27 protein-coding genes are annotated in these 24,701 nt (G+C 45.0%); 3 read left to right on the forward strand and 24 right to left on the reverse strand.

The genetic code is table 11. The features are described 5' to 3' along the window. Position 1: 1 nt before the first annotated feature. The 17 genes from rfbD to C0979_RS01865 form a co-directional block, all read right to left on the reverse strand. Positions 2-850: a dTDP-4-dehydrorhamnose reductase gene (gene rfbD, locus C0979_RS01785; RefSeq protein ID WP_101694352.1), complete on the reverse strand. Its 849-nt coding sequence runs from the start codon at positions 848-850 to the stop codon at positions 2-4. A 103-nt stretch (positions 851-953) separates the two neighbouring features. Further along, complete coding sequence (locus C0979_RS01790; protein WP_101694353.1) at positions 954-1,256, reverse strand: hypothetical protein; 303 nt, start codon at positions 1,254-1,256, stop codon at positions 954-956. A gap of 66 nt (positions 1,257-1,322) precedes the next feature. Beyond that, a complete protein-coding gene (hisIE, locus tag C0979_RS01795; protein WP_101694354.1) occupies positions 1,323-2,606 on the reverse strand; it encodes a bifunctional phosphoribosyl-AMP cyclohydrolase/phosphoribosyl-ATP diphosphatase HisIE in 1,284 nt (427 codons plus the stop codon). 16 nt (positions 2,607-2,622) lie between these two features. Further along, positions 2,623-3,210 (reverse strand): imidazoleglycerol-phosphate dehydratase HisB, encoded by a 588-nt coding sequence (gene hisB / locus C0979_RS01800; RefSeq protein WP_101694355.1) that lies wholly within the window; start codon positions 3,208-3,210, stop codon positions 2,623-2,625. Between the two features lie 16 nt (positions 3,211-3,226). Further along, positions 3,227-4,522 (reverse strand): histidinol dehydrogenase, encoded by a 1,296-nt coding sequence (hisD, locus tag C0979_RS01805; protein ID WP_101694356.1) that lies wholly within the window; start codon positions 4,520-4,522, stop codon positions 3,227-3,229. Between the two features lie 48 nt (positions 4,523-4,570). After that, positions 4,571-5,212, reverse strand: coding sequence for an ATP phosphoribosyltransferase (hisG, locus tag C0979_RS01810; RefSeq protein WP_101694357.1), 642 nt, complete (start codon positions 5,210-5,212; stop codon positions 4,571-4,573). A gap of 22 nt (positions 5,213-5,234) precedes the next feature. Next, positions 5,235-6,497 carry an ATP phosphoribosyltransferase regulatory subunit gene (gene hisZ, locus C0979_RS01815; protein WP_101694358.1) on the reverse strand — a complete coding sequence of 421 codons (1,263 nt, stop codon included), beginning with the start codon at positions 6,495-6,497 and terminating at the stop codon, positions 5,235-5,237. Between the two features lie 82 nt (positions 6,498-6,579). Continuing rightward, positions 6,580-7,143 carry a Holliday junction resolvase RecU gene (locus tag C0979_RS01820; protein ID WP_101694359.1) on the reverse strand — a complete coding sequence of 188 codons (564 nt, stop codon included), beginning with the start codon at positions 7,141-7,143 and terminating at the stop codon, positions 6,580-6,582. Beyond that, entirely contained in the window at positions 7,101-8,129 is a 1,029-nt protein-coding gene (locus tag C0979_RS01825) for an RluA family pseudouridine synthase (RefSeq protein WP_101694360.1), read from the reverse strand. Before C0979_RS01825 ends, C0979_RS01820 begins: the two co-directional genes overlap by 43 nt. A gap of 10 nt (positions 8,130-8,139) precedes the next feature. Beyond that, the gene (locus C0979_RS01830) at positions 8,140-8,715 is read right to left on the reverse strand and encodes a hypothetical protein (RefSeq protein WP_101694361.1); all 576 of its coding nucleotides are present in this window, start codon (positions 8,713-8,715) and stop codon (positions 8,140-8,142) included. A 42-nt stretch (positions 8,716-8,757) separates the two neighbouring features. After that, on the reverse strand, positions 8,758-9,519 hold the full coding sequence (locus tag C0979_RS01835) for an SDR family NAD(P)-dependent oxidoreductase (RefSeq protein WP_101694362.1): 762 nt from the start codon (positions 9,517-9,519) through the stop codon (positions 8,758-8,760). A 30-nt stretch (positions 9,520-9,549) separates the two neighbouring features. Beyond that, positions 9,550-11,487, reverse strand: a complete 1,938-nt coding sequence (locus C0979_RS01840) for a YgiQ family radical SAM protein (RefSeq protein ID WP_101694363.1) — start codon at positions 11,485-11,487, stop codon at positions 9,550-9,552. Beyond that, positions 11,488-12,156 (reverse strand): HAD-IA family hydrolase, encoded by a 669-nt coding sequence (locus C0979_RS01845; RefSeq protein WP_101694760.1) that lies wholly within the window; start codon positions 12,154-12,156, stop codon positions 11,488-11,490. It abuts the gene before it with no gap. 16 nt (positions 12,157-12,172) lie between these two features. Further along, positions 12,173-12,901, reverse strand: a complete 729-nt coding sequence (locus C0979_RS01850) for a pseudouridine synthase (RefSeq protein WP_242962625.1) — start codon at positions 12,899-12,901, stop codon at positions 12,173-12,175. Continuing rightward, a complete protein-coding gene (locus C0979_RS01855; RefSeq protein WP_101694365.1) occupies positions 12,901-14,283 on the reverse strand; it encodes an RsmF rRNA methyltransferase first C-terminal domain-containing protein in 1,383 nt (460 codons plus the stop codon). Before C0979_RS01855 ends, C0979_RS01850 begins: the two co-directional genes overlap by 1 nt. Positions 14,284-14,372: 89 nt before the next feature. Next, on the reverse strand, positions 14,373-15,086 hold the full coding sequence (locus tag C0979_RS01860; protein WP_101694366.1) for a M23 family metallopeptidase: 714 nt from the start codon (positions 15,084-15,086) through the stop codon (positions 14,373-14,375). 92 nt (positions 15,087-15,178) lie between these two features. Then, the gene (locus C0979_RS01865; protein WP_101694367.1) at positions 15,179-16,627 is read right to left on the reverse strand and encodes an aminoacyl-histidine dipeptidase; all 1,449 of its coding nucleotides are present in this window, start codon (positions 16,625-16,627) and stop codon (positions 15,179-15,181) included. Between the two features lie 118 nt (positions 16,628-16,745). Between C0979_RS01865 and C0979_RS01870 the strand changes: the two genes are divergently transcribed. Beyond that, complete coding sequence (locus C0979_RS01870; RefSeq protein WP_101694368.1) at positions 16,746-17,690, forward strand: transporter; 945 nt, start codon at positions 16,746-16,748, stop codon at positions 17,688-17,690. On the opposite strand, the gene C0979_RS01875 is transcribed toward C0979_RS01870, so the two are convergent. Genes C0979_RS01875 through C0979_RS01900 form a run of 6 tightly spaced genes read right to left on the reverse strand, consistent with a single transcriptional unit; the run spans position 17,679 to position 22,425 of the window. Then, on the reverse strand, positions 17,679-18,320 hold the full coding sequence (locus C0979_RS01875; RefSeq protein WP_101694369.1) for an ATPase: 642 nt from the start codon (positions 18,318-18,320) through the stop codon (positions 17,679-17,681). The two genes, C0979_RS01870 and C0979_RS01875, sit on opposite strands and share 12 nt — an antisense overlap. Then, complete coding sequence (gene coaD / locus C0979_RS01880; RefSeq protein ID WP_101694370.1) at positions 18,317-18,814, reverse strand: pantetheine-phosphate adenylyltransferase; 498 nt, start codon at positions 18,812-18,814, stop codon at positions 18,317-18,319. Before coaD ends, C0979_RS01875 begins: the two co-directional genes overlap by 4 nt. Next, complete coding sequence (gene rsmD / locus C0979_RS01885; protein ID WP_101694371.1) at positions 18,808-19,377, reverse strand: 16S rRNA (guanine(966)-N(2))-methyltransferase RsmD; 570 nt, start codon at positions 19,375-19,377, stop codon at positions 18,808-18,810. The genes coaD and rsmD overlap by 7 nt, the downstream gene beginning before the upstream one ends. Continuing rightward, positions 19,374-21,101 (reverse strand): ABC-ATPase domain-containing protein, encoded by a 1,728-nt coding sequence (locus tag C0979_RS01890; RefSeq protein WP_101694372.1) that lies wholly within the window; start codon positions 21,099-21,101, stop codon positions 19,374-19,376. Before C0979_RS01890 ends, rsmD begins: the two co-directional genes overlap by 4 nt. A 54-nt stretch (positions 21,102-21,155) precedes the next feature. Then, complete coding sequence (locus tag C0979_RS01895) at positions 21,156-21,857, reverse strand: pentapeptide repeat-containing protein (RefSeq protein WP_101694373.1); 702 nt, start codon at positions 21,855-21,857, stop codon at positions 21,156-21,158. Between the two features lie 25 nt (positions 21,858-21,882). Beyond that, a complete protein-coding gene (locus tag C0979_RS01900; RefSeq protein ID WP_101694374.1) occupies positions 21,883-22,425 on the reverse strand; it encodes a prolyl-tRNA synthetase associated domain-containing protein in 543 nt (180 codons plus the stop codon). A 169-nt stretch (positions 22,426-22,594) separates the two neighbouring features. Between C0979_RS01900 and C0979_RS01905 the strand changes: the two genes are divergently transcribed. Beyond that, positions 22,595-23,218 (forward strand): Maf family protein, encoded by a 624-nt coding sequence (locus C0979_RS01905; protein WP_101694375.1) that lies wholly within the window; start codon positions 22,595-22,597, stop codon positions 23,216-23,218. Continuing rightward, entirely contained in the window at positions 23,196-24,128 is a 933-nt protein-coding gene (locus C0979_RS01910) for a cation diffusion facilitator family transporter (RefSeq protein WP_101694376.1), read from the forward strand. The genes C0979_RS01905 and C0979_RS01910 overlap by 23 nt, the downstream gene beginning before the upstream one ends. Here the strand turns inward: C0979_RS01910 and C0979_RS01915 are convergent. Beyond that, on the reverse strand, positions 24,115-24,669 hold the full coding sequence (locus C0979_RS01915; RefSeq protein WP_101694377.1) for a putative ABC transporter permease: 555 nt from the start codon (positions 24,667-24,669) through the stop codon (positions 24,115-24,117). The two genes, C0979_RS01910 and C0979_RS01915, sit on opposite strands and share 14 nt — an antisense overlap. Positions 24,670-24,701: the final 32 nt, after the last annotated feature.

A 24,701-nucleotide genomic window follows, 5' to 3' on the forward strand; every position in this document is an offset into this window, starting at 1 on the left:
ATTAGCCTTCCTCTCTTTCGTTCATATATTCCTGAAGCGACTCTTTCCATTCCGGCATCTGATAGAGATCAATGATCCTCAGGATAAAGTTGTCCAGCACTGCGTATGCCGGTCTTGCATAAGAAAGGTCTGATTCTTTCGTCGGGACCGCCTTCATCTCCACTTCCTTGCCGGCCGCCTTTAAAATTTCCTGCGCAAATTCATATCTACTGCACATACCCTGGCAAGTTGCATGATACGTTCCATATTCATTTGTCTTGATCAGATGAAGGATCAGTCTTGCAAGGTCTTTGGCGCTGGTCGGACTTCCGAACTGGTCAGAAGCAAGTGCAAGCGGAGTCTGGTTCTTTGCCGCCTCTAAAACCTTGTTTACAAAGTTATTTCCCCTGCCGTAAACCCAGTTGCTGCGCACAACAAAATGCTTATGTGTAAATTCTTTTACATAGTTTTCACCCGCTCTTTTAGAACGTCCGTAAACAGTCTTAGGGTTGGTATCGTCAAATTCACTGTAAGGCGTCTTACTTAAGCCGTCAAACACATCGTCCGTAGAAAGTTGTACCATTTTCGATCCTACTTTTCTAGCCACAAGACTTAGATTTCTTGCACCCAGGGCATTTACGCGATAAGCAAGCTCCGGTTCCTTCTCACACAAGTTTAAGTCTACAATGCCTGCACAGTTAATAATAACGTCCGGACGGTTCATCTCCCCAAAATTCAGAACCTCTTCCGTATCCGTAATGTCCAGTTCTTCCTTGTCCGTATTGAATATTTCTGCCTCCAATGGATCGAGCACCTCATTAATCGCCGTACCAATCTGCCCATTTGCACCTGTTATCCAGATTTTTATCATCCTTTGTTCCCTCCTTAACACAGGAAAAGACTGTTGTAAAACAAGCCATTCCTCAACCTTTATTTCACAACAGCCTCTTCAGCTCTCTTATTAAAAAATTATATCAATTGCGAAAATTCATGTCAAGCGGAAGATCTATGTCCGCCCCGATCTCCGCCGCAATCTGATCACTGCTTACCGGGAGCCTCTCATTCCCTCGCTGATCCATCGCCACAAATGCAGTGAAGAGAAGGAAGCATATGAATGCACGAAAAGCAAACGTCCCCCGCATTTTCTCTTCTTTCGGATATAGTTCCTGATATACTGCATGGTATCTTGGATGTACCGCAGGAATGGTCTGCTGATCGGAGTATATTGCTCTCGCCTCTTCTAATAACTGTCTTCTTCTCTCCATGGAATCCTTCATTCGCCGTCACCTCTGTGTAACCTTATGCAGTAACAGCCTGACTCATTCCAATCATTTGAACCCCGGTTAACGATCCGCCAGCTCTTTTACGATATCCTCCCAGTCGATTCCTTTTTCCACCATCAGCACCATGGCATGATAAAGAAAATCTGCCAACTCATATTTCACTTCTTCTGGATTCGGATTCTTAGCAGCGATCACCACTTCTGTGGCTTCTTCGCCCACCTTCTTTAAGATCTTATCAATCCCCTTGTCAAACAGGTAATTGGTATAAGAACCCTCTTTGGGATGGATTCGCCGGTCTTCAATTGTGCGGTAAACCGACTCAAATACACGCAGCGGATTGTTCTCATCATACTCCCTTCCTGCCAAAGGCTGGAAAAAACAGGTTGGATTTCCCGTATGGCAGGCAGCCCCTACCTGATCTACTTTTGCAAGAAGTGTGTCATAATCACAGTCTATCGTCAGGGATTTTACATACTGAAAATGCCCGCTGGTCTCACCTTTTACCCAAAGTGATTTACGGCTTCGACTATAGTATGTCATCTTTCCGGTTTTGATCGTTGCGTCAAAGGATTCCTGGTTCATATAAGCCAGCATCAGCACTTCCTGGGTACGGTAATGCTGTACCACAACAGGAATCAGCCCCTGCTCATTCGTTTTAAACTGAGAGAACTCCATGATGCTCTCAAAAGATGTCATTTTAATATCTTCATCGGTGCATTTTTCTTTAAATTTAAGAAAATCCATATCGGTCTGACTGATATATCGGCCGGACAATCCTTTGACACCCTGGCATTTTAGAATCTTAAACAGTTCACCTTCCTCCATGGTATCCGTCACGATTACACAAGGAATATCCGTAACATTCATCACAGAATTCAAATCCAGTCGATGCATGAAAATAATCTCTGAACAATACTTCTGCAACAGATGCTGATGTTTAAAAAGCGCATCAAAATCGTTTAATGATACGGCCATCTTTTCTTTTCCAAACCGCTTAGCAGCCTCTTCCAGCTGTTTCGCAGCATCCTGCTTGGAAAAGTTAACAATGGCACGCTTGGATCCTGCGTAAAGAATCTTCTTAATATCTTCCTGCCGTTTGATATTTCCACCTGCAACCATCGGGATCCGAATCACACGGTGAATCCGTTTCATCAGATCAATCGCTTCATCATGTTCTTCATCGGTATTAGAAAGATCAAATACCAGAAGTTCATCCGCCCCGTGACTGCTGTAATATTTTGCAAGCCCAATGACATCTTCCGAGATAACGGTCGGATCATCGAACCATCTTACAGCTTTTCCCCCTGCAATAAAAACACAGGGAATCAATCTTTTATAACTCATATATTCTATGCCTCCTCTACAGGCTTCCTTTCGTTGTCCATATCTCCTGAATCCGCGGCTCATCCTGCGTTGCCGCGTCCAGCGCTTTTCCAAATGCTTTAAATAACGTCTCTGCCATATGATGGTTGTTCTCCCCATCTAAAATCTTCAAATGAATATTCATCATCGCCCCATAAGAAAGAGCATAGAAAAATTCTTTTACCATCTCTGTGTCCATATCTCCGAGTTTTTCGGAAGTAAATGGCGCGTGATACCTAAGATACGGTCTTCCGCTAAGATCCACTGCACAAAGAGCCAGCGTCTCATCCATCGGAAGAATCATATGTCCATAACGACGGATTCCAGCCTTATCCCCCAGTGCTTCCTGAATTGCTCTCCCCAGAACAATTCCGGTATCTTCGATGGTATGATGACAGTCCACATCAAGATCTCCGGCAACGGACACCGATAAATCAAACAGTCCGTGGCGGGCCATCCCATCCAGCATATGATCAAAAAAACCGATTCCTGTATGAATATTGGTCTTTCCGGTTCCGTCAAGATTTAAAGTAATGGAAATCGTTGTTTCCTTCGTCTTTCTTTCACAAGTTGCAATTCGATTCATCGCCAACTCCTTTCTCTTACTCTTCTTCAAACCGCACTTTCACAGAATTGGCATGTGCAGTCAACTGCTCTGCCGCCGCAAATGCCTCAATATCTTCATGGACTTTATAAAGCGCATCTTTAGAGTAAGAAATGATACTTGATTTCTTAATAAAATCATCTACCGACAGCGGAGAGAAGAACTTCGCCGTCCCATTGGTAGGCAACACATGATTCGGTCCTGCGAAATAATCTCCCAATGGTTCGCTGGAATATTCGCCAATAAATATCGCCCCTGCATTGCGAATCTTCGTCATGACTTCATAAGGATTCCTTGTCTGAATCTCCAAATGTTCTGAAGCAATCTCATTTGCTGTATCAATGGCCTCCTCCATGGTTTCAGCCACCAAAATGTACCCGTAACGATCAAGAGATTTCTGAATAATTTCTCCTCTTGACAGTTCCTGCACAAATGTCTCCACTTGATCAGACACCTCTTTTGCCAGTGTTTCACTGGTCGTGACCAAAATGGCAGAAGCCAGTTCATCATGCTCTGCCTGAGACAAAAGATCTGCCGCCACATATCTTGGATTTGCCGAATCATCTGCTATAACCAGAATTTCGCTTGGTCCGGCGATTGCATCAATACTGACGTGTCCATAAACTGCCTTCTTTGCAAGAGCCACATAGATATTTCCCGGCCCTACAATCTTATCTACCTTTGGAATACTCTCCGTTCCATACGCAAGCGCGCCGACTGCCTGTGCGCCTCCCACCTTATAAATCACGTCCGCTCCGGCTTCCCGTGCGGCAACCAGTGTATTCGGCGCCACCTTTCCATTCGGTCCCGGCGGTGTCACCATTACAATTTCTTCAACATCTGCTACCTTCGCCGGCACAATATTCATCAGTACAGAAGACGGATAGACTGCCTTTCCACCCGGCACATAGACACCGACTCTCTTAAGCGGTGTCACCTTCTGTCCCAGAATCGTCCCATCCGGCCGACTGTCAAACCAGCTGTACTGCCGCTGTTTTTCATGGTAGGCGCGGATGTTTTCAAGCGCTTTTCTTATAATCCGAACCAGATCCGGATCCACCAATCGATACGCCTCTTCGATTTCTTCTTCTGTTACACGAAGTGTTTCTGCATCAATCTTGGCATGATCAAACTTCTCCGTATAATCGAACAGAGCCTTGTCTTTTTCCTTGCGTACCGCATCCAAAATTTCCAAAACACCTTGTTCATATTCCCCATATTGATTCGGGCTTCTCTTTAACAGATCCTCCAGAAGATTCTGTCTGGTGGTCTGATCTAAATGCTGTATTCTCATCCGAATTCATCCTTTCCTTAATGGATTATCTGTATCAATGGATTTGTGTTAACGAATCACCTGTGCCCGAAGGCGCATCAAAAGTTCTTTAATCCGTTCGCTTTCCAGCCGCATACTGACAGGATTAACGATCATCCTCGCTGACAGCGGGCAAATCTCTTCCAAAACCTCTAGGCCATTTTCCTTTAATGTGGAGCCCGTCTCCACGATGTCTACAATCACCTCAGACAACCCAACAATGGGCGCCAGTTCAATGGAACCATTCAGCTTGATCAGTTCTACCGTCTGATGCTTCGTGTTATAGAAATAATCCTTGGCAATATTGGGATACTTCGTCGCAACACGGATCAATTCCCGATGTTTCAAAAGCTCTGCTGCATCTTTATGCCCGCAGACACACATCCTGCAATTTCCATATCCAAGATCCAGCACTTCATGGACCTTCCTTCCCGCTTCCAGTATTACATCTTTTCCGACCACTCCGATATCTGCGGCGCCATACTCTACATAAACCGGCACATCCGGCCCTTTTGCGAGAAAAAAGCGGAGTTTCAGCTCTTCGTTTGTAAAAATCAATCTGCGTGAATTAGGGTCTTTCATTTCTTCGCAGGTAATTCCGATTTTTTCAAACAGCTCCAGAGTCTGGTACGCCAACCGCCCTTTTCCCAGTGCAAATGTCAAATATCTCATGTTGTCTAACTCCTATTCGTGCTTAATTCTCTGCATTTTTGTCTTTACTTCCCAGAATCTTATGATCTCCTGTTACAAGATTGATCATGGTAATTTCTCCATTTTTCTTCATGTAAATCAGATTTCCGGCATAATATTCTCTTCCGTATTCGACGTACTCTTCCAAAAGCTTTTCTTTTGACTTCTTGATCATCTCGGTATTCTTAGCTTTTCGCCTTAGATCCTTCGCCAACGCGATCGCCTCTTTTTGTCTTCCTTCATCGTACAGAATAATCGTATTCTTTCTCGTGTATACAATGCGAATTTTCTGGCGGATCAGCGCATTCATCAATTCATCAACGACAATGACGAATCCGATCGACGGAGACTGCTTTCCGAATTTCTCCAGCAGATGATCATAACGTCCGCCTTTGACAATTGCATCTCCCGTTCCGAACGTATATCCCTGGAAAATGATCCCTGTATAATATCCATATGTTCCTGTCATGCTCAAATCAAAAGTAATAAACTTCTCCACGCCATAAAGCTTCAGCGTATCATAGATTTTTTCCAGACGTTTCAACGCCATGATTCCCTTGGAATTCGGGGCAATATCTCTTGCATGGGCAAGGACTTCAACGCCTCCTACCAGTTCTCCCAAAGAAGCAAATGCTTCTTTCGAGCTTCGTTTCACCTGAATACTGTCCAGAAATTCTTCAACTCCATAATAATTATGATTGCTGATCAGCTCACAGACCCGATCCTTAGCCTCTTCGTCCAAGCAGGCATCTTCAATAAGACTCTGGAAGAAATCCACATCTCCTAAGCTTAACTGAAACTCCTTAAGTCCAATCGTCAACATGGATTCAATCACGAGAGCCAGCATCTCCGCATCGGCTTCCACAGAATCATCGCCAATAAGCTCTGCACCCATCTGCGTCGTCTCCTTGGGACGCCCCTGATAGCTGGAATGATTGATAAAGGTATTGCCTGTATAGCACAGGCGAATCGGAAGCTCTTCCTCTTCAAAAAGTGTTGCCGATGCCCTGGCGATGGACGGTGTAATATCCGGTCGAAGCACCAGTGTATTTCCTTCCTTGTCAAAGAATTTATACAATTCTCTGGAAGGTGTTGTACCGATTTCCTCCCGGAACACATCAAAATATTCAAATGTAGGCGTCTGGATATCATGGTACCCATAAAGATGAAATACTTTTTTCAGCCGTGATTCCAACGCCAGCTTCTTTCCACATTCTACATTATATATATCCCGGACTCCCTCCGGTGTATGCAGTCTTTTTTTCATAGTTCCTCCCGGTAATAATTGATGTCTTCACTTTAGTATGCTACCATATTAAACTGCGTTTTATGGGAAAATTATACGCATTTTATTCCTTTTTGTCAATGTCTTTGTCCGGATTATCCCGCAATTCTAGATCTTGGTTGACGGCATCCAAATAGGGAATATAGTATCCCCGATAAAAATCCATAAAAAATTCTTCGTCTAGTTCTTCAAAACGAATACTCTTTCTGCCGCCGTTTTGAGCGCGATCCCAAAACTTCAAAAGTTCCTGAAACCGCATGTAGTAAAGCTTATTTTTCGCCGTATAATAAATGAGCAGAAAGGCAATTCCGTCCTGGCGCTCGAACTGCCTCATAAACTCCACCTGATGCTCATGGATATTCTGCAGTGGAAACGTCTCAGCCACACATTCCTTCGCGTCAAAACAAACGGGAATTCCCTGCACTGCGCCGATATAGTCAATGGTACTTCTTTTATCAAAGTATGCCAATGTAATCTGACGATGTTCTTTATCCATCTTCACAGGTGTAATCGGGGTCGGTATCTTCTGAATCAGTGCAAGACCACGCTCCAGATACCAGTCATTGGTCCGGTTAACCATTTCTTCTAATGTTGAACCTCTAAGGCCTCTTGAGTTCCATGTTCCCATGCTGTCTCCTTTATCAGTCTCCAAAACTTCTGTGGTACCGCTGCTCTGTGAACACTTTCTGACCACGCTTGAAATCGTTCTTCCATTGCCGGGAACTTCAGTTCATAGGCATGCAGAAGCTGGGATTCTACTTTGTACTGCTTTTTATATTTCTGATTCCACCCGGCATCCCCATACTTATAATCTCCCAAAAGGGGATGTCCGCAGGCTGCCAGATGGGCACGGATCTGATGCGTCTTTCCGGTAATCAGATGCACCTTCAAAAGAGTCATCTGATCCTGCCATGCAATCGGCATGTATTCAGTCTCAATTGCCTGCGCTTCCCCATCCCCTCTTTTGGATATTGTTACCTGGTTGGTTCTGGAATCTTTTTTTAAATAGCCTTTTAGATGTTCCGGCTGCGTAATTTTCCCTTTTACAATACACAAATAGTATTTCTCCAGTGTCCGATTCTGAAGCAGTTCCCCCATTCTCTGCAATCCGGCCAGGCTCTTTCCTGCTGCAATCAGACCACTGGTATTACGGTCTAACCGGTTACAGATAGACGGAGTAAATGTCTCAAGCTGAGCAGAAGTCAAGCTCCCGGTCTGCACCAGATATTGCACAACCTGATCTGCCACAGAGATATCGCCCTTCTTCGCCTTCTGAGACAGAAGACCTTCCGGCTTGTTAAGAAGCAGCAGATCCTGATCTTCATACACGACAGAAAAAGAAATATCTGCCGCCTTCTGTTCATCAAAACACTGCCCCTTCGTACTTTGCAGGCTTCCTGTAAACTTCCCAATCGTCTCATCCGCCAAAAAGAGTTTGACACTGTCGCCCTCTGCTAGTTTCTCGCTGCCCGTTGCCTTCTTCCCGTTTAATACGATGTTCTTCTTGCGAAGCATCTTGTACAGGAAGCTTCCAGGCGCTTCTTTTAAGTATTTTTTCAAAAGCTTATCCAGCCTTTGTCCTGCCTCATTTGGTCCAATCTGTATTTCTTTCATAATCTGCCTTCTACATTGATAAACTCTTTATAATATCTCGAATTGCCCGCTCTTTCTTTCGATGCTGCGGCCGTTCCACGGAAGCGATATTATTCATACCCTCTGCCCGTGCAAGAAACGCCTTATAATCATGGAAAATCTTTACTGTAATCTTCTCATAATGCTGGTTTTTAAGAGCCTGCTTGATATCTCTTGCCAGTCGGTTCTCATCCGTTTTCGCACTGCTGGTATATCCGCACACCACATGATCTGCAATTACAATTGCATCCACCGGCATCACCTTTTCGCTACTGGTAATAATCAGATCATAAATCCGAATCAACAATGGTGCTTTTTCTTCAATCTCTTTGCAAATTGCCGTATCTATGCTCTTATAAGGAGCCATTGTAATAAACTCCACCAGCATCTTGGCTGCCGGAAGACATCCAATAATGGCAAGTACCGTAAAAAGATTCAATCTGCTCTTGGTCTGAACATATCCTAAAATGAATACAGCCGCCACCATGGCGAACTCAACGACTGCATAAAGCAGATACCGCATCTTTCTTGCTTTAATATATCCCGGCTGTCCTTTTTCTATTTTCATCGTCTCTTGTACACTCCTCGTCTATCTTCTTTTTCATCTTTTCTAAACCTGATTGAGCTTCTTCATCGCCCATGCAAGAATACCGTCCGGTAGAATCTTTGCTCCAATCCGGCAAAGCTTCATGGTACTTCCATAGACGGATACCGGTTTTCTCCAAACAGCATCAAGAAGCGCCAGACGCACAACACTTGCTTCCTCTGCAAGAAGACCTTCTTTTCCTTTACCCGGAAGACTTCCTGCGCGATCAAAAAACTCTGTATCTACCGGTCCCGGACACACAGCCGTCACCGAAATTCCATGCTTCTTTAATTCCATGCGAAGAGCTCTGGAAAAACTATAGACATAAGATTTACTGGCTGCATAAACGGCAAATCCAGGCTGCGGCGCAAAGGCTGCAGCTGATGCAACCTGAACCACCCTCGCTCCCCGCTCCATATAAGGAAGACAAAGATGTGTCATCTTCGTAAGAGCTATGCAGTTAAGCTGAATCATTCCGCACAGATCCAAAGAATCCAGCTTTTCCGTAAGCCCCATCTTTCCATATCCGGCAGCATTTACCAAAAGCCGGATCTTTGCCTGTTTTTGATCCAGGGATTTTTCAATTCGCTCATAGATATAATCCCGTCCCAGATCTCCGTCAAAAATCCGCACCGGAACCGTAAGCTTTTTCTTTAATTCCTCTAACCTTTCCGTACGTCTGGCAACCACCCAGATCTCATCTAGATTTCGATAAAGCTTAGAGACTTGAACAGCAAACTCTCTTCCCATTCCGGAAGAGGCGCCTGTAATCACTGCGATCTTCATCCTGGCCCTCCTCTTTTCTTTTTCGCTGTCCTATTTCTTCGTCTTCTTTTTATGGACATTCCGAATCGTCCGTTTTTTCCGTTGTTCTTTTCCGACGAACGTTTTCCTATCAGAAGACCTGGTTTTGCCTCCTGCATTTTTACCCGAAAATGCCTGGGTGCGACCGTCCTTTTGTCTTGGACGAATTAGACAATGTTTGTCATACCCCACCAGATCCATACGCCCTGCTTTTTTTAACGCCTCCAGCACCAAATCATAATTTTTTGGATTCCGATACTGAATCAACGCACGCTGCATCGCCTTCTCATGGGGATTGCGCGGCACATAGACCGGTTTCATATCCCTGGGATCCACACCAGTATAATACATACACGTAGAAAGAGTAGACGGCGTCGGATAGAAATCCTGTACCTGTTCCGGCATATAGCCAAGATCCCGCAGATATTCTGCAAGCTCTACGGCTTCTTTCATCGTAGAACCCGGATGGGAGGACATCAGATAAGGAACCAGGTATTGTTCCTTATGAATCTCCTGATTGATTTTCTTATATTTCTTCGTAAATGCCTGATATACGCTGTTTTCCGGTTTGCCCATGCGTGTCAGAACTGCGTCGGAGACGTGTTCCGGCGCCACTTTCAGTTGTCCGCTGACATGATATTTACAAAGCTCCCTGAAAAAGGTATCATCCTGATCTGCCATCACATAATCGAACCGGATTCCTGACCGGATAAATACCTTCTTTACATTCGGCAGTTCCCGCAATTTTCGAAGCAGCACAATATAGTCCTTATGATCCACATTTAGATTCTTGCAAGGTCTTGGGAACAGACACTGCTTCGTCTTACAGGCGCCATGCTCTAACTGCTTTTCACAGGATGGATGTCTGAAGTTAGCCGTCGGCCCTCCTACGTCGTGAATATAACCCTTGAAGTCCTTGTCCCAGATAAACTGTCCTGCCTCTGCAAGAAGCGACTCATGGCTTCTGGTTTGAATAATTCTTCCCTGATGGAAGGTCAGCGCACAGAAGCTGCATCCGCCAAAGCACCCCCGGTTGCTGATCAGACTGAATTTCACTTCAGAAATCGCCGGAACGCCGCCCTTCTCTTCGTAAGACGGATGATAAGTTCTCATATATGGATAACTATAGACACGATCCATTTCCGACTGACTTAACGGCTTTGCCGGAGGATTCTGCACTACATAAAGATGTTCTCCATATGGCTCAACCAGCCTCTTCCCACTGAAAGGATCGGTGTTGCAGTACTGGGTATAAAAACTGCGAGCGTATATAAGCTTGTCCGCCTTCAGTTCGTCATATCCCGGAAGGGTCAGCGCATCGTAGACGCTGTCCATACTCTTGGTCTTGTAAACAGTCCCCGGAACAAACGTTAGATCCTTCACATCAATTCCACTGTCCAGTGCTTCTGCAATCTCCACAATGGAACGCTCTCCCATTCCATAGGATAAAAGATCGGCCCCTGAATCCAAAAGAATGGAACGCTTCAGCTTATCCGACCAGTAATCATAATGCGCCAGACGTCTAAGACTCGCTTCAATTCCTCCCAGAATAATCGGCGTATGCTTATATACCTGGCGAATCAGGTTACTATATACAACCACCGCATAATCCGGCCGCTTTCCCATCACTCCTCCCGGTGTGTAGGCGTCTGTTTTTCGACGTTTCTTTGACACAGAATAATGATTTACCATGGAGTCCATGTTTCCGCTGGACACCAGAAATCCAAGCCTTGGCTCTCCAAATTCCATAATACTCGTTTTGTCTTTCCAGTCCGGCTGCGCAATGATGCCCACTGTATAGCCATGTGCTTCCAATGTACGCATAATAATCGCATGACCAAAAGACGGATGATCCACGTATGCATCTCCGGACACATAGACAAAGTCCAGCTGCTTGATCCCCATCTCTTCCATATCCCGTCTACATATCGGCAAAAATCCTTTTTCCATTTATAATACCTCGTATGTTCTCTTTTCAATCTCGGTGTAATCCTGAATGTAGTAGTCTGCCAGCTCTCGTTTCTTTTGAACCTGAGGACTGGAAAATGCATCTTCCACAGCGCAGACTCTCATTCCCGCATTCTTTCCCGCCAAAATCCCCATCGGGACATCTTCAAAAACCAGACACCTGGATGGATCTACTCCCAGATCTTCCGCCACCAACAGGTAAACTGCCGGAGACGGCTTTCCCGCTTCCACCTCGCAGGCGCTGTGTACGGAATCGAACAGATGACGGATTCCCAATGACTCCAGCGTGTCAAGAACCAATTCTCTGGCATTGCTGGTTGCAATTCCAATGGTCTTTCCCTGGTCTCGCATTCTCTCAATAAACTCTCTTGCTCCGGTTTTTAATTCTACTTGCGTCATGTATTTGTCATAGACCATTTCCATCCACTCTTCCATAACTTCCTGCGGGGTAAATGGAAGATCTGGAAACACTTCAAGAAAATAGTGAGCTGCTTCTGTGTAGCTCATTCCTTCCATATTCTCATGGAAACGCTCTGGTTTCGTCAAATGATATTTCTCCAGATAGTCATCATCGATAGATGGCCAGATCCACATAGAATCCAAAAGCGTTCCATCCACGTCAAAAATAATACTATCTATCTCCTCAAGCATCTGATTTTCCGATTGATTACAATCCAACTTCTTTTCCAAGTTCTTTTTGCTCCTTTTCTGTTAACGCACGGTATGATCCCGGCGTAAGTAAGGGATCCAGCGTAAGGGTTCCCATAGATTCCCGTTTCAGATAAAGTACTTCCTTTCCAACTGCCTGGAACATTCGCTTTACCTGATGATATTTTCCTTCCCGGATGGTAAGACGAATCGTGGAAACCTCTTCTCCTACCTCCAGGATCTGCAGCTCCCCGGGTCTGGTCCATTCTTCCTTCTCTTTCGTTCCGATATTTACTCCCTGCAGAAATGCCGCCTTATCTTCTTCCGACACAATTCCTGATACTTTGGCATAGTAGACCTTATCTACATGTTTCTTCGGAGATAACAGCCGATGAGCCAACTCCCCGTCATTGGTGATTAAAAGAAGCCCTTCCGTATCTTTGTCAAGTCTTCCAACCGGGAATAAATCCTTTCTCTTTCGATCCGCAATCAAATCAATCACCGTCCGACAGGAAGCATCTTCCGTTGCAGAAACCACGCCGGAAGGTTTATTTAACATATAATATTCATGCGTAACATAAGATACCTGTATTCCATCACAGAACACCTGGTCAGAATCGGAAATCTTTCTCTCCGGAGCCCGCACGATTTCATCATTTACGCGTACCTGTCCCTGACGGATCCTTTTTTTCACTTCCTGTCTGGTTCCCACGCCCATATCTGCAAGATATTTATCCAGCCGCATCATCAGCAAAGCCTCCATCCCGGCAGGTATTTATTCTTTAATACGCCTCCGGCCAGCTTTCCAAATCCAAGAGGATATCCGTCTACACAGACCAGATACCAGCCTTTCTCCTTACTTCCTGCCAAATCTTCCACATCCAGTGTCTCCCCTTTCAGATAACGGGTCACTCGTTCATCCTCTGCTTTCAAATCAATACAAAAGTCATAGTCTTCCTTTTTTAGCGCCATCGCCAATGCCTGACTTGGTTCAAAGCGGTTCTTTTTGAGTTCCCCTAAGAGAAGTCCTGTCCTAAGGAATCGGATTCCTTTTACCGCAGGCAGATTCTCCGGCATATAGTAAATTCTCTCTCCATGAATATCAAGTCTGGAAGGGTCCAATTTCCAAGATACATGGGCAAAAAATGTTTCCAGTTCCTCCGGAAGTTTCCGTGTTTTTTTCTTTGGCTTTCCGGTTTCTTCTGCCACTTCTTTTTTCTCACCTTTTTGCAGCAAGGCCAAATAGTGTCCTTCCCCTTTCATCTTATGTGGGAAGATTCTAACAGTCTTTTCGATGTCTTTCATCCCAGACTTCGTAAGTCCCGGCCGCCCCGGGCAGAATCCTTCATAAGGCTTTATAGGAAGAATCCGAAATTCCGGACAATGTTCTAAAAGATGCTCGATAATCTGTTCATTTTCCCGGCTGTCAAAGGTACAGGTAGAATACAGCATCATACCGCCTTCCCGCAGCATATGTGCCGCCTGAAGCACGATGCTCTTCTGGATATTACTGAAAAATTCTGGGCCATGTTCTTCCCATGCCCGGACCATTTTCTTATCCTTTCGAAACATCCCCTCTCCAGAACAGGGTGCATCGATTAAAATCTTATCAAAGTATTCCGGAAAATAGTCCATCAGTTTCCCTGGCTCTTCGCTAAGCACCAGCACGTTTCCGATTCCGAACACCTCGATATTCTTCAGCAAACCTTTCGCTCTGGAATTACTGATATCGTTGGCGGCCAGCATTCCGTGTCCCGCAAGCTTCGCCCCCAGCTCCGTCGCCTTTCCACCCGGAGCCGCACACACGTCCAGCACTCGGTCTCCCAGCTCGATCGGCAGACGGTCTGCCGGCGTCATAGCGCTTGGCTCCTGCAGATAATAAAGCCCCGCAAAATAGTACGGATGTCTGGACGGAGACACTTTGTCACCATCATAATAAAAACCATTGGAAATCCATGGAATCGGATGGATTTCAAAAGGACAGATCTTCTGGAATTCCTCCACGGAAATCTTCTGTGTGTTGACACGAAGCCCATAATATCTCGGTTCTTCGTAACAAGCAATATATTCGTCAAACTCTTCTCCTAAGAGTTCTTTCATTTTCTCTTCAAATGCACCTGGCAGGTTCATCGCTCTTCCTCCATATGTGTATCGTCGTAATTTCTCTATCACATGATCAAACATGATCAAATAAGTATAACATATTCCCGTGTATAACTCTAGGAATATGCGTATTTTAATTTCTTATTTTCTAAAAAACGTAGTACATAATAAGGATTTACGCTATTTTCTTTGCCATTTTCATAAGAATAAATCCCAAGATGCAGATGCACCGCAAACTGGCCTGTCGTTCCTTCCGGCCCATATCCGGAATCCCCCATATAGCCAAGAAGCTGACCCGCCCGTATCGAATCCCCCTTTTTTAAATTGGCATAAGATTCCAAATGCGCATAGTAGTAATACGTGCCGCTATCCGATGTAATTCCCACCCGATATCCGCCTTTCTCAAGCCATCCGATATTCGTCACCGTTCCATTCGTGATACTAATAACCGGATAAATTCCACTCTCCTGTCTTGCCGCCATAAGATCCGTTCCCTCATGCGCATGTGTATCTTTATATTTCCGCTCTGCCATCCATCCGTTTTCATAAGAAACCGTAAGAGATGGATCCACCGAGGACTCCGGAACCGGATAATAGGTGATCTCTTTTTCCACCTGCTCTAAGAAATGTTTGCACGATGGCGAAAGAACTTCCCGCTGCGCCCGCATTTGCTCTGAAAAGAATTCCTGTCGAAACCAAGGATCCTCCGTCGTTTTTTTCTGCTGCGTAAACTTACGCGCCTGATCCTTCGCCTGCTGTGCTCCAAGAACAGAAAACAGTGCAAGGAGAAAGATCAGTACCATCATTTTCCCTGAGGACTGATAACGCATCTCTGTTCCTTCCTCTTATTTTTTCTTTATCAATATATGAAAACAGCCGGTTTCCTATGTCTCTACAGGAAACCGGCTGTACGCCTTATTCTTTATTTACAGTTTTTCAAAATCGTCTTTAAATATTCCCAAGTTCTCTGAGCGGACGCAATATCCATCCGCTCATTAAAGGAATGAATATCCGGAAGATCCGGTCCAATGGATACACAATCCAGATCCGGACGTTTTCCAAGGAAAATTCCACACTCCAGTCCAGCATGAACTACGGAAACTTCCGGTTCTCTTCCGTAAACTTCCCGGAAGCTTTCTACCATAATTTTTCTCAGTTCAGAATCCGGATCAAACTGCCATGCAGGATACTGACTGATGATTCTTCCCGTTCCGCCTGCAAGTTCTGCACAAAGATCCAGCTGTTCTTTCAGCTGCACTTTCCGGCTCTCCACAGAGCTTCGGATCAAATGACCCATCTTAATGCAATCTGCCTGTGTATCAACTACACCGATATTCAGAGAAGTCTCTACAATTCCTTTTAATTTACGGCTGTATTCCTGCAGACCATTTGGACATCCTGCAAGGAATCCGATTACACGTCCGGTAGAATCTTTATCACAGGCATCTTCTGACGCGCCTGCCTTCATGTCAACATCTACTTTTAATCCTTCTTCCTCTCCCATAAATTCATGGTCCCAGATTTCCTTCATTTCCTGGGCTTTTGCAGCAATTTTCTCTGCGTCTTCCTCAGAAGCCATAAGAGACGCTTCACATTCCATGGCGATAACGTTATGCTTCGCTCCTCCGAAAATATCAACCAGTGTAAACGGCACCTCTTTGCTTAAGCGATACAAGAAGCGTCCCATCATCTTGTGCGCATTTCCACGCTGCTGATGAATCTCAGAACCGGAATGACCTCCGTTTAATCCATGAATGCGAACGGTAACCTTCGTTCCGTCCTTCTTTTCTCTATGTACTGGAATCGCTGCCTCATACTCAATTCCACCAGCACATCCACAGGTTAACACGCCTTCTACCTCAGAATCAAGATTTACAACCTTTCTTCCTTTGAAGATACTCATATCAATTCCATTTGCACCGCCCATACCGGTTTCTTCGTCTACCGTAAAGAGCGCTTCAATTGGAGGATGCGGAATGTCATCGCTATCCAAAATCGCCATCGCCATGGCAACGGCAATTCCGTCATCTCCGCCAAGAGTTGTGTCCTTCGCCTTAATGAATCCGTCCTCTACATACAGTTTCAATCCGTCCTTCTTAAAATCATGGTCGGAGCCTGGTCGTTTCTCACCCACCATATCCATATGTCCCTGCAAAATCACTGGCTCGCAGTCTTCATATCCAGGTGTTCCCGGCTTCCGAATGATAACATTGAGACAGTCGTCCTGAATCACTTCCAGCCCACGTTCTTTCGCAAACGCTACGCAGTGATCACTGATACGCTGCATATCGAATGTCTCACGAGGTACAGCGGACAGCTCCTCAAAAAAATGAAATACTTTTTTAGGTTCTAGATTTTCTAACACTGCCATAATATTCCCTCTCTTTTCTGACATATTTAATTCTATACTCACATTATGGTACTATTTTCATAAAAATGCAACCTTAGTAATAAAATTAAATGAAAGAAATGGAAGGATTTTCTCCAAAATGAAATCTTATCTTTTCCCTTTTTCTGTCTTACTGCTCTTTCTGACCATGCTTTTATTCCCCGCCCCTGTCCTAAAAGGCGCAAGTGACGGTCTCTTATTGTGGTTTCATACGGTGCTGCCCACTCTTCTGCCATTCATACTGGTCTGCGACCTAATGCTTCACACCCGCGCTATCCACTGGATCGCACGAATCGGAAACAGGCTGTTCTCCCGGCTGTTCCGAACTTCGTCCTACGGATCTTTCGCCATCCTGTCCGGCTTTCTCTGCGGATATCCAATGGGTGCCAAAGTCACAACAGATCTGTTGCTTTCCGGTCTTATCTCCCGCTCTGAAGCCTGCTATCTTCTATCCTTTTGCAATAATACAAGCCCCATGTTTGTCATAAGCTTTCTGGTTCTGCAAAATTTAAAAAATCCATCCCTTATGATTCCCGCACTTGTCATTGTAATCCTGTCTCCCATCCTGTGCAGTTTCCTGTTCCGTCTGCGTTATCGGTCTGGTTCTTCTGCACAGACTTCAAGCTTTCAAACTCACGGCTCCAAAAGCATTGACTCACCATTCCATCAAGATGAGGATCTTCTCGACACCTGCATTATGCGGGGAATCGAAACCATTACAAAAGTCGGAGGCTACATTATGCTTTTTTCCGTCCTTACAACCTTAGCCGAAACATTTCACATTGCTTCTGTTCCTGTCCTGTCGGCGCTGGTACCCTCGCTTGAGATTACATGCGGAATTCAGCAAATCTGTTCCCTTCCTCTTTCCTCAGAACAGATTTTCATCAGAAGCCTCACTTTGACTTCTTTTGGTGGATTCTGCGCTGCATTCCAAACTCGATCTATAATCAAGAAGGGCGGGCTCCCTTTTCGCCCTTATATAACAGAAAAGCTGATTACTGCATCCGTAACCAGCTTTCTCGCCTTTTGTTATCTATTCTTCTAATTCATCCTCATCGTCCAGATCGTACTCGATGTCTTCGACTTCTTCCTCATCGGAAATGCCGTACTCTGCTTCCAGCCCCCGCTGAGACTGTTCTGGAATATCTAATTCAGAACGGTTGTTGCGTACCATATCATAACACTCCTGCAAGGAGTTTACCAGTCCGTCATATTTGGTGGTATAGCTGTCCAATGTATGACCAATGATGCTCTCTGCGTTTGACAGCAGATCATCTGTATACTGCATCGCTCCAATCCGGATATCGTTCGCATCATTTGTAGCATTGTCCAGGATCTGCTGTGCCTGTTCTGTGGCAGCAGTCACAATCTCGTTCGCCTGTGCATATGCCTGCTGCATAATCTCATGCTCACTGACAAGTTCACTGGTGTGAATCTGTGCTTCTTCGATCATGCTGTCTGCTTTTGCCTGTGCATCTGCTAAAATCGCGTCTTTATTCGCTATAATCTTCTGATATCTCTTAATTTCATCCGGAGTCTTCATTCTAAGTTCGCGCAACAGCTCGTCCATCTGATCTTTATTCACGATAATCTTTGATGTGGACAGCGGCTGGAACTTACAACTGTCGATATACTCCTCAATCTCTTCAATAATCTGTTCAATACGGCTGCTCATGATTTACACTCTCCTTTTTGCTTCATCTTCTCCTTGATCCGGTCGGCAACGTACTCGGGTACAAACTGGGAGATATCCCCTCCAAAAGCCGCTACTTCCTTCACTGTGGTAGAACTCAAATATGAATACTCAAGACTTGTCGTCAAAAATACGGTCTCTACGTCCGGCCTAAGTTTATGATTCGTCTGCGCCATCTGCAGTTCATATTCAAAATCTGTAATTGCCCGCAGTCCACGGATCACCATTCTGGCTCCCGTCTCATGGGCAAAATCCACTAATAACCCCTCAAATGGAATACATTTCACATTTGGCATATCTTTTAATACTTTCTCTAACATTCTAACACGTTCTTCTACGGAAAACAACGGGATTTTTGCATTATTATTCAGTACTCCGACAATCAGTTCATCTACCATAGATGCGGACCTGCGGATAATATCAATATGCCCAAACGTAACCGGATCAAAGCTTCCTGGGTAAATGGCTCTTAACATATCTCTTTCCTCCCTGACGGTTCCAAAAACACATGTTTATTTGTTTTATAAGCCTTTGTTTTTAAAACAGAAAAGCCAAGCTCCTCTGCATAAGAAAAGTCTGTATCCTTTGATGCTTCCACCACAATCACACCCTCTTCTGCAAGAAGCTCCGACTCCGCCAGATACTCCAGCACCTTTCTCTCCAGCCCCATATCATATGGCGGATCCATGAAAATATAATCAAACTGCTTCTCACCTTCCAGCTTATAGAGCGCTGTCATCACATCCGTCGTCATGGTCATCGCCTTGTGTTCCATGCGAACCGCTTTTAGATTTTCTTTGATACACCGCATCGCTTTGGAGTTCTTTTCTACAAATACAGCTTCCATAGCCCCACGGCTTAACGCCTCAATTCCAATCCCTCCGCTTCCGGAAAAAAGATCCAGGAAAATACAGTCATAGAGATAAGGAGACAGCATATTAAACAGCGTCTCTTTGATCCGGTCTGTGGTCGGTCTGGTATCCAACCCTTCCAGTGTCTTTAATTGAATCCTTTTTGCGCTTCCTCCGATTACTCTCATTGCCGTCTCTCCTTCTGTTCCAATGTTCCAAGCTTTCGATATCGATTCAGACATGCATAAATCTCCTGCCTGCGAGGAAATGCAAGATTTCCCGGCAGTACATTTCCTTCACAAACCACCGAAGCACCTTTTGTTTCTAACTGTTCCGCCACCTGTTCCACAGCCTGCTTAAGCGTCTTTCTTCCATCAAATACTTCTTCTTCCAGGTACCTTGTAATCTGTCCCAGCATCGTCAACTGTTCAGCATCTGCCAGCTGTTCTACATACCGAAGATCAATGGTCTCATGATTCAGCATCACACCATCACGTCCCATGGTCTTTAATTTTACTCGTCCTTTTTGTCGAAGTCCGGCGCTTGGCTTTACCTTTCGATCAAAATCGGGAAGCACCGGAGTATCTTCCGGAAGCTGAAGCCGTGGATATCCTTTTACTTCTTCCTTTGCCAATTCCGTAATCTCTCTTGGTACATAACAATCCATCTGGATAATGGTATCTGCCACCTCAAAATAAGCGCCCGAACTTCCCGCTACCAGTACCGTTGAAATTTTGTACTTCTCATAAAGCATGCGCACCCGTTCGATAAATGGCGTAATCGGCTCCATTTCGCGGTGGATCACCCGCTGCATCAGCTCATCTCTCACCATAAAGTTGGTCGCACTGGTATCTTCGTCCATCAAAAGCGTTTTGCTTCCCGCTTCGATACTCTCCATTACATTTGCTGCCTGAGATGTGCTTCCGCTGGCATCCTCTGTATAGAAAGATTTCGTATCTTTTCCGTTTGGCAGCTGTCCAATAAACATAGAAATATCTACATTGCGAATACTTCTTCCATCCTCCGCACGCACTTTCACCGCCGTTTCATCCGTAACCACATATTCACGTCCATCCCCGGCAATATGCGGATAAACACCGCTTTCCAACGCTTTTAACAGTGTAGATTTCCCGTGGTATCCACCGCCTACAATCAGTGTAATTCCTTTTTTGATTCCCATGCCGACAATCTTTCCCCGGTAAGGAAGATCCATCGTAACCTCCAGTTCTTTCGGAGAAACAAATGGCACGGAATCCTTCAGTGGTTTCCCGGATACACCGGATTCCCGCGGCAGGATACTTCCATTGGACACGAACGCCACCAGTCCATTTCCTTCCAGCTGCGCTCTGATACTGGCCTGATCCTCTGCCAGTTCCATCACCTTACGAACCTGCACAGCATCCTGGCTCTGGTAGTAAATTCCACCTTTGACGCACTCTGGCAGATAATTGTAAAGAATCTTGATTAGCTCTTTTGCATTAATCGTACGCCCATTAGCCGGAAATCCAACCTCAAACCGCACCGTAACATCTCCTGTATGTGCATCAATGGTACATGCCGTTCTTTTTAAAATCTCCTGCCCGCACCGAGTCACCTGAATCACACCGCTCTTTCCGGACCCTTTGGCCTGGAACGAAAATTTCCCTGCTCTCTTCGCAAAACTCCGAATCAGATAATCCTCCAAAGCCGTCTTCTTTCCAGGATTATTATAAAGCTCTTCCGGGTACCCTGCCGTACGCCCCGGAACCCGGATACTGAGTTTGGACGGCGCCGCAAAAGGATCTCCTTGAACATGATCAATAAAAAGCACATATCCCGGGAATCGATAACTTCCCCTGGTATCCTTATATGCCGGATAGCTTCTGCGGTCAATCCTGTTCAATAAATCTCGTAATTCTTCTGCTGTCTTCATACTTTTTACTCTCCTTATTTTCCGGGATGACTGCATCGCCCCGACTTTCATCTTCTAATATCCTATCGCATCGTCCCGGCTCATCCAAAAATGGATCCCTGTCGTAGAATCAAACCACCGATCTTCGTTAAAATCTTTCACTTCGACCCATTCCCCTTTCCTGTAGACAAAGTTCTCATCTACCAGGGACCAGGCTTCCTCATATTCTTCCGTCGAATCAAAATTTTTGATCGTCAGCACTTTCGCCTTATTACATCGGCAGGACGGCAGCGTTGCACTGGTCCTCTTTGCATCAGCCGGAATCAAAAGCTGTACCAGTCGGTCATTTACGCATTTCTTATACCCTAGAATCGGTCCTGTCTCCGGACAATGCATCCGAAACCACCTAGTCTGTTCATCAAAACGCACTCCGTTAAGGTCTGCGCGTTCCAGCACAGCGCCAAAGAGATTTGCCCCCTCAATATCGCTGTCTGCCAGATCGCATCCCCGAAAAGACGCCGTCCTCATATTGGCATTCTTAAAATTCACTCCATGAAGAGAACAGCCGTCAAACAGAGAATTCTCCACACTGCTCCCCTCAAAATTCACTCCGTCAAGAACCGTATTCTGAAAAGAACTCAGCACAAAATCCATTCCACTAAGATCCATCCCAGTAAGGTCCATATTCCAAAGCTCCTTCTCTTTAAACGAGAGGCGTTCTCCCGGCCTCCTTGCGTTTATCACCGCGACCAGCTCTTCTTTTTCTATCCGTTTCATATTTCTTCACCTTCATGCTTACTTTTTACAGATCTACAATCCTTGGACGATGGTGCGTATATGGCAGAAACTTCTTCAGAAGATCCTGTGTTTTAAACTTCAAATGTGTCGTATTAATTCCGGTATTACATACAAAATACTCTGCCTCAGCCACTTCTTTATCAATAATCAGCTGAACATAGTCGTCCTCATCATTCAAAAGGCCAACGACGCTTGCGGATCCCGGTTTGGTTCCTAAATGCTCCCACATATGCTCCGGTGACGCAAAAGACATATGAGACACTCCAAGCTTCTTACTGAAAGACGCTGTGTCAAATGCCTTCTCTTCCGGCATTACCAGTAGGAAAAATGTTGTTTTCTTCTGATTACACAAAAAGACATCCTTGCGGACAGGCGCTTGAAACACCTTACCGATATCGGAGCACTCTTCCATAGAAGATGCCGGGTCATTGTCTACCCGCTCAAATGGAATGCCAAGCTTTTTAAATACTTTATATACTTCCTGTTCAAGCGGAACTCTCTCGCTGATATTCTCCGGTGGTGTTGTTACGATTTCGCTGATATACATGATCGTTCCCTCCTGTAAATTCACATATTTTTTCTTTATCTTTTTATTATATAAAATCCCTTTGGTCTTTGCAAACCTTCTTTCTTTATAATTTGCTCAATATTTACACTTTCCCTAAAATTTGTTAATATAAAAAGATATAAATAAACGAAACGGAGGAATTTTACCCATGAAATATATTTTAGCTTCCGCCTCTCCTAGGCGGAAAGAACTCTTAAGTCGGGCAGGCTTTCCCTTTGAAGTCATCCCTTCTGAAGTAGAAGAAATTTTAACCGGAAACTCTCCCGAAGAAATCGTCACACATCTGGCAGCTCAGAAGGCAAAAGACGTCTTTGACCGCCTTCCATCTGAAGATCTTCTGGTCATCGGCGCCGACACCATTGTCGTATATCGGGATGAAATTCTCGGAAAGCCCGCCGGAAGCTCGGAAGCCTTTGATATGCTCTCGATGCTGTCTGATCGAACCCATCAGGTCTATACCGGCGTCGCTCTTTTCTGGCGCAGAGAAGGTGCGCTTTCCCACAAATCCTTTGCGGAATGCACAGACGTCACCTTCTATCCTGTCAGCAAAGAGGATCTAAACGATTATGTGGCATCCGGCGATCCTCTTGACAAAGCCGGTGCTTACGGTATTCAGGGGACATTTGCCAAGCATGTAAAGGAAATCCGTGGCGACTATAACAATGTCGTCGGACTGCCCCTTGGCAGACTCTATCAGGAACTAATTCAGGAAGGACTTGTCTCTTCTTTCCCGAGAAAGGAGTCTACTTATGCATTCCAGCAGGAAAAATGAAAAATTTGAAAAATCGGCACTTCGGATCTCCCTGACCGGCAACCTGATCTTCGTTATCCTGGAGCTTGCAGTAGCCATTTATACCAGTTCCCAGGCGGTTCTTTTAGACTCTGTATACGACGGCGTGGAACTTCTGATGATTTTCGTATCTATTATACTGGTTCCGCTTCTTTACAAGCCATCCAACGAAAATCATCCCTTCGGATATCTGCAGGTAGAGACGCTGTTTGTCGTCGTAAAAGGAATTATTATGACTGCAGTGACGGCAGGTTTGATTATCAACAATATTCAGATCATCATCCATGGCGGAAGGCACGTAAGCTTCTCCGTAATTGCCTGGTTTGAATTGGCTGCCGCCATCCTAAGCGTCATATTTATCGCAATTCTCTCCTACATGAACCGGCATCTTTCTTCGCCGGTTGTTACCATGGAGATTCAAGAATGGAAGATCGATACAGCGGCTTCCCTGGGAATGACCGTCGCCTTCTTTCTTCCGATGTTCCTTCATGCAGACTGGTTCCGTCCCATTGTTCCATATCTGGATCAGTGCATTGCCATTATTCTGTCCATCTGCATGCTGCCTACCCCGATTCACGCCGTTGTCACCGGCCTTCGGGATCTCTTCCTTCTTCCTCCCGAAGAAGAAACCGTACAGAACATCAAGGACATTATTACGCCGATTCTGGATGCCTACGGCTATGACAAACTGTATTTCGACATTGTCCGTACCGGCCGAAAGCTCTGGATCAGTGTTTATATTACCTTCGACCGTGATGAAATCTCTATTTCCCGGTTTAAGATCGTCCAGAACTTTATTATTCAGGCACTGTCAAAAGAATATCAGGATTTCTATTTTGAACTCCTTCCCGATATCGAATATAACGGAAATACCGAGGTTACTCCTTCATAGGAGCACCTCGGTATTTCTTTTCTTGATACATGGCATGTAAAAAATCAAACAAATAAATTACCAGGATCATGGTTCCGCCAACCTTTCCCACTAGAACAGGAAGTGCATCCACCAGACTGGACACCATGTTCTGAAGGAAGAAGAACAGCCCAAGCGTATAGAATCCCCAGGCAATGGAACTTTCCAAACAGATAATCCCTTTGTAATTCAACGGCTTTTCGCGATAATCCCACCAGATTTCTCCAAAGATCCGATTCATAATCACCGCCGTGATAAATTCAATCGCCGTTGCCAGAATCATTCCCAACAAAAACAACTGAAATGGCTGATCGCTGTAAGGCCGCAGCAAAAAAAAGACTGTCAGCGCGCCCACACCGTAAATCGGACAAAACGGTCCCTTCGCAAACCCACGATTGGTCAGCTTCCGATTGCAGATCGACATATAGACAGATTCTACAATCCATCCCATCAAACTATAAACCAAAAACCATAACACCACATGGTAGCCGCTCAGACCAAATATTCTTCTATTCCACCACATTGTCTGTTTCCCTTTCTTTTTGGCAAACAAAA

It is taken from the genome of Dorea phocaeensis (assembly GCF_900240315.1).
Lineage (GTDB): Bacteria > Bacillota > Clostridia > Lachnospirales > Lachnospiraceae > Dorea_B > Dorea_B phocaeensis.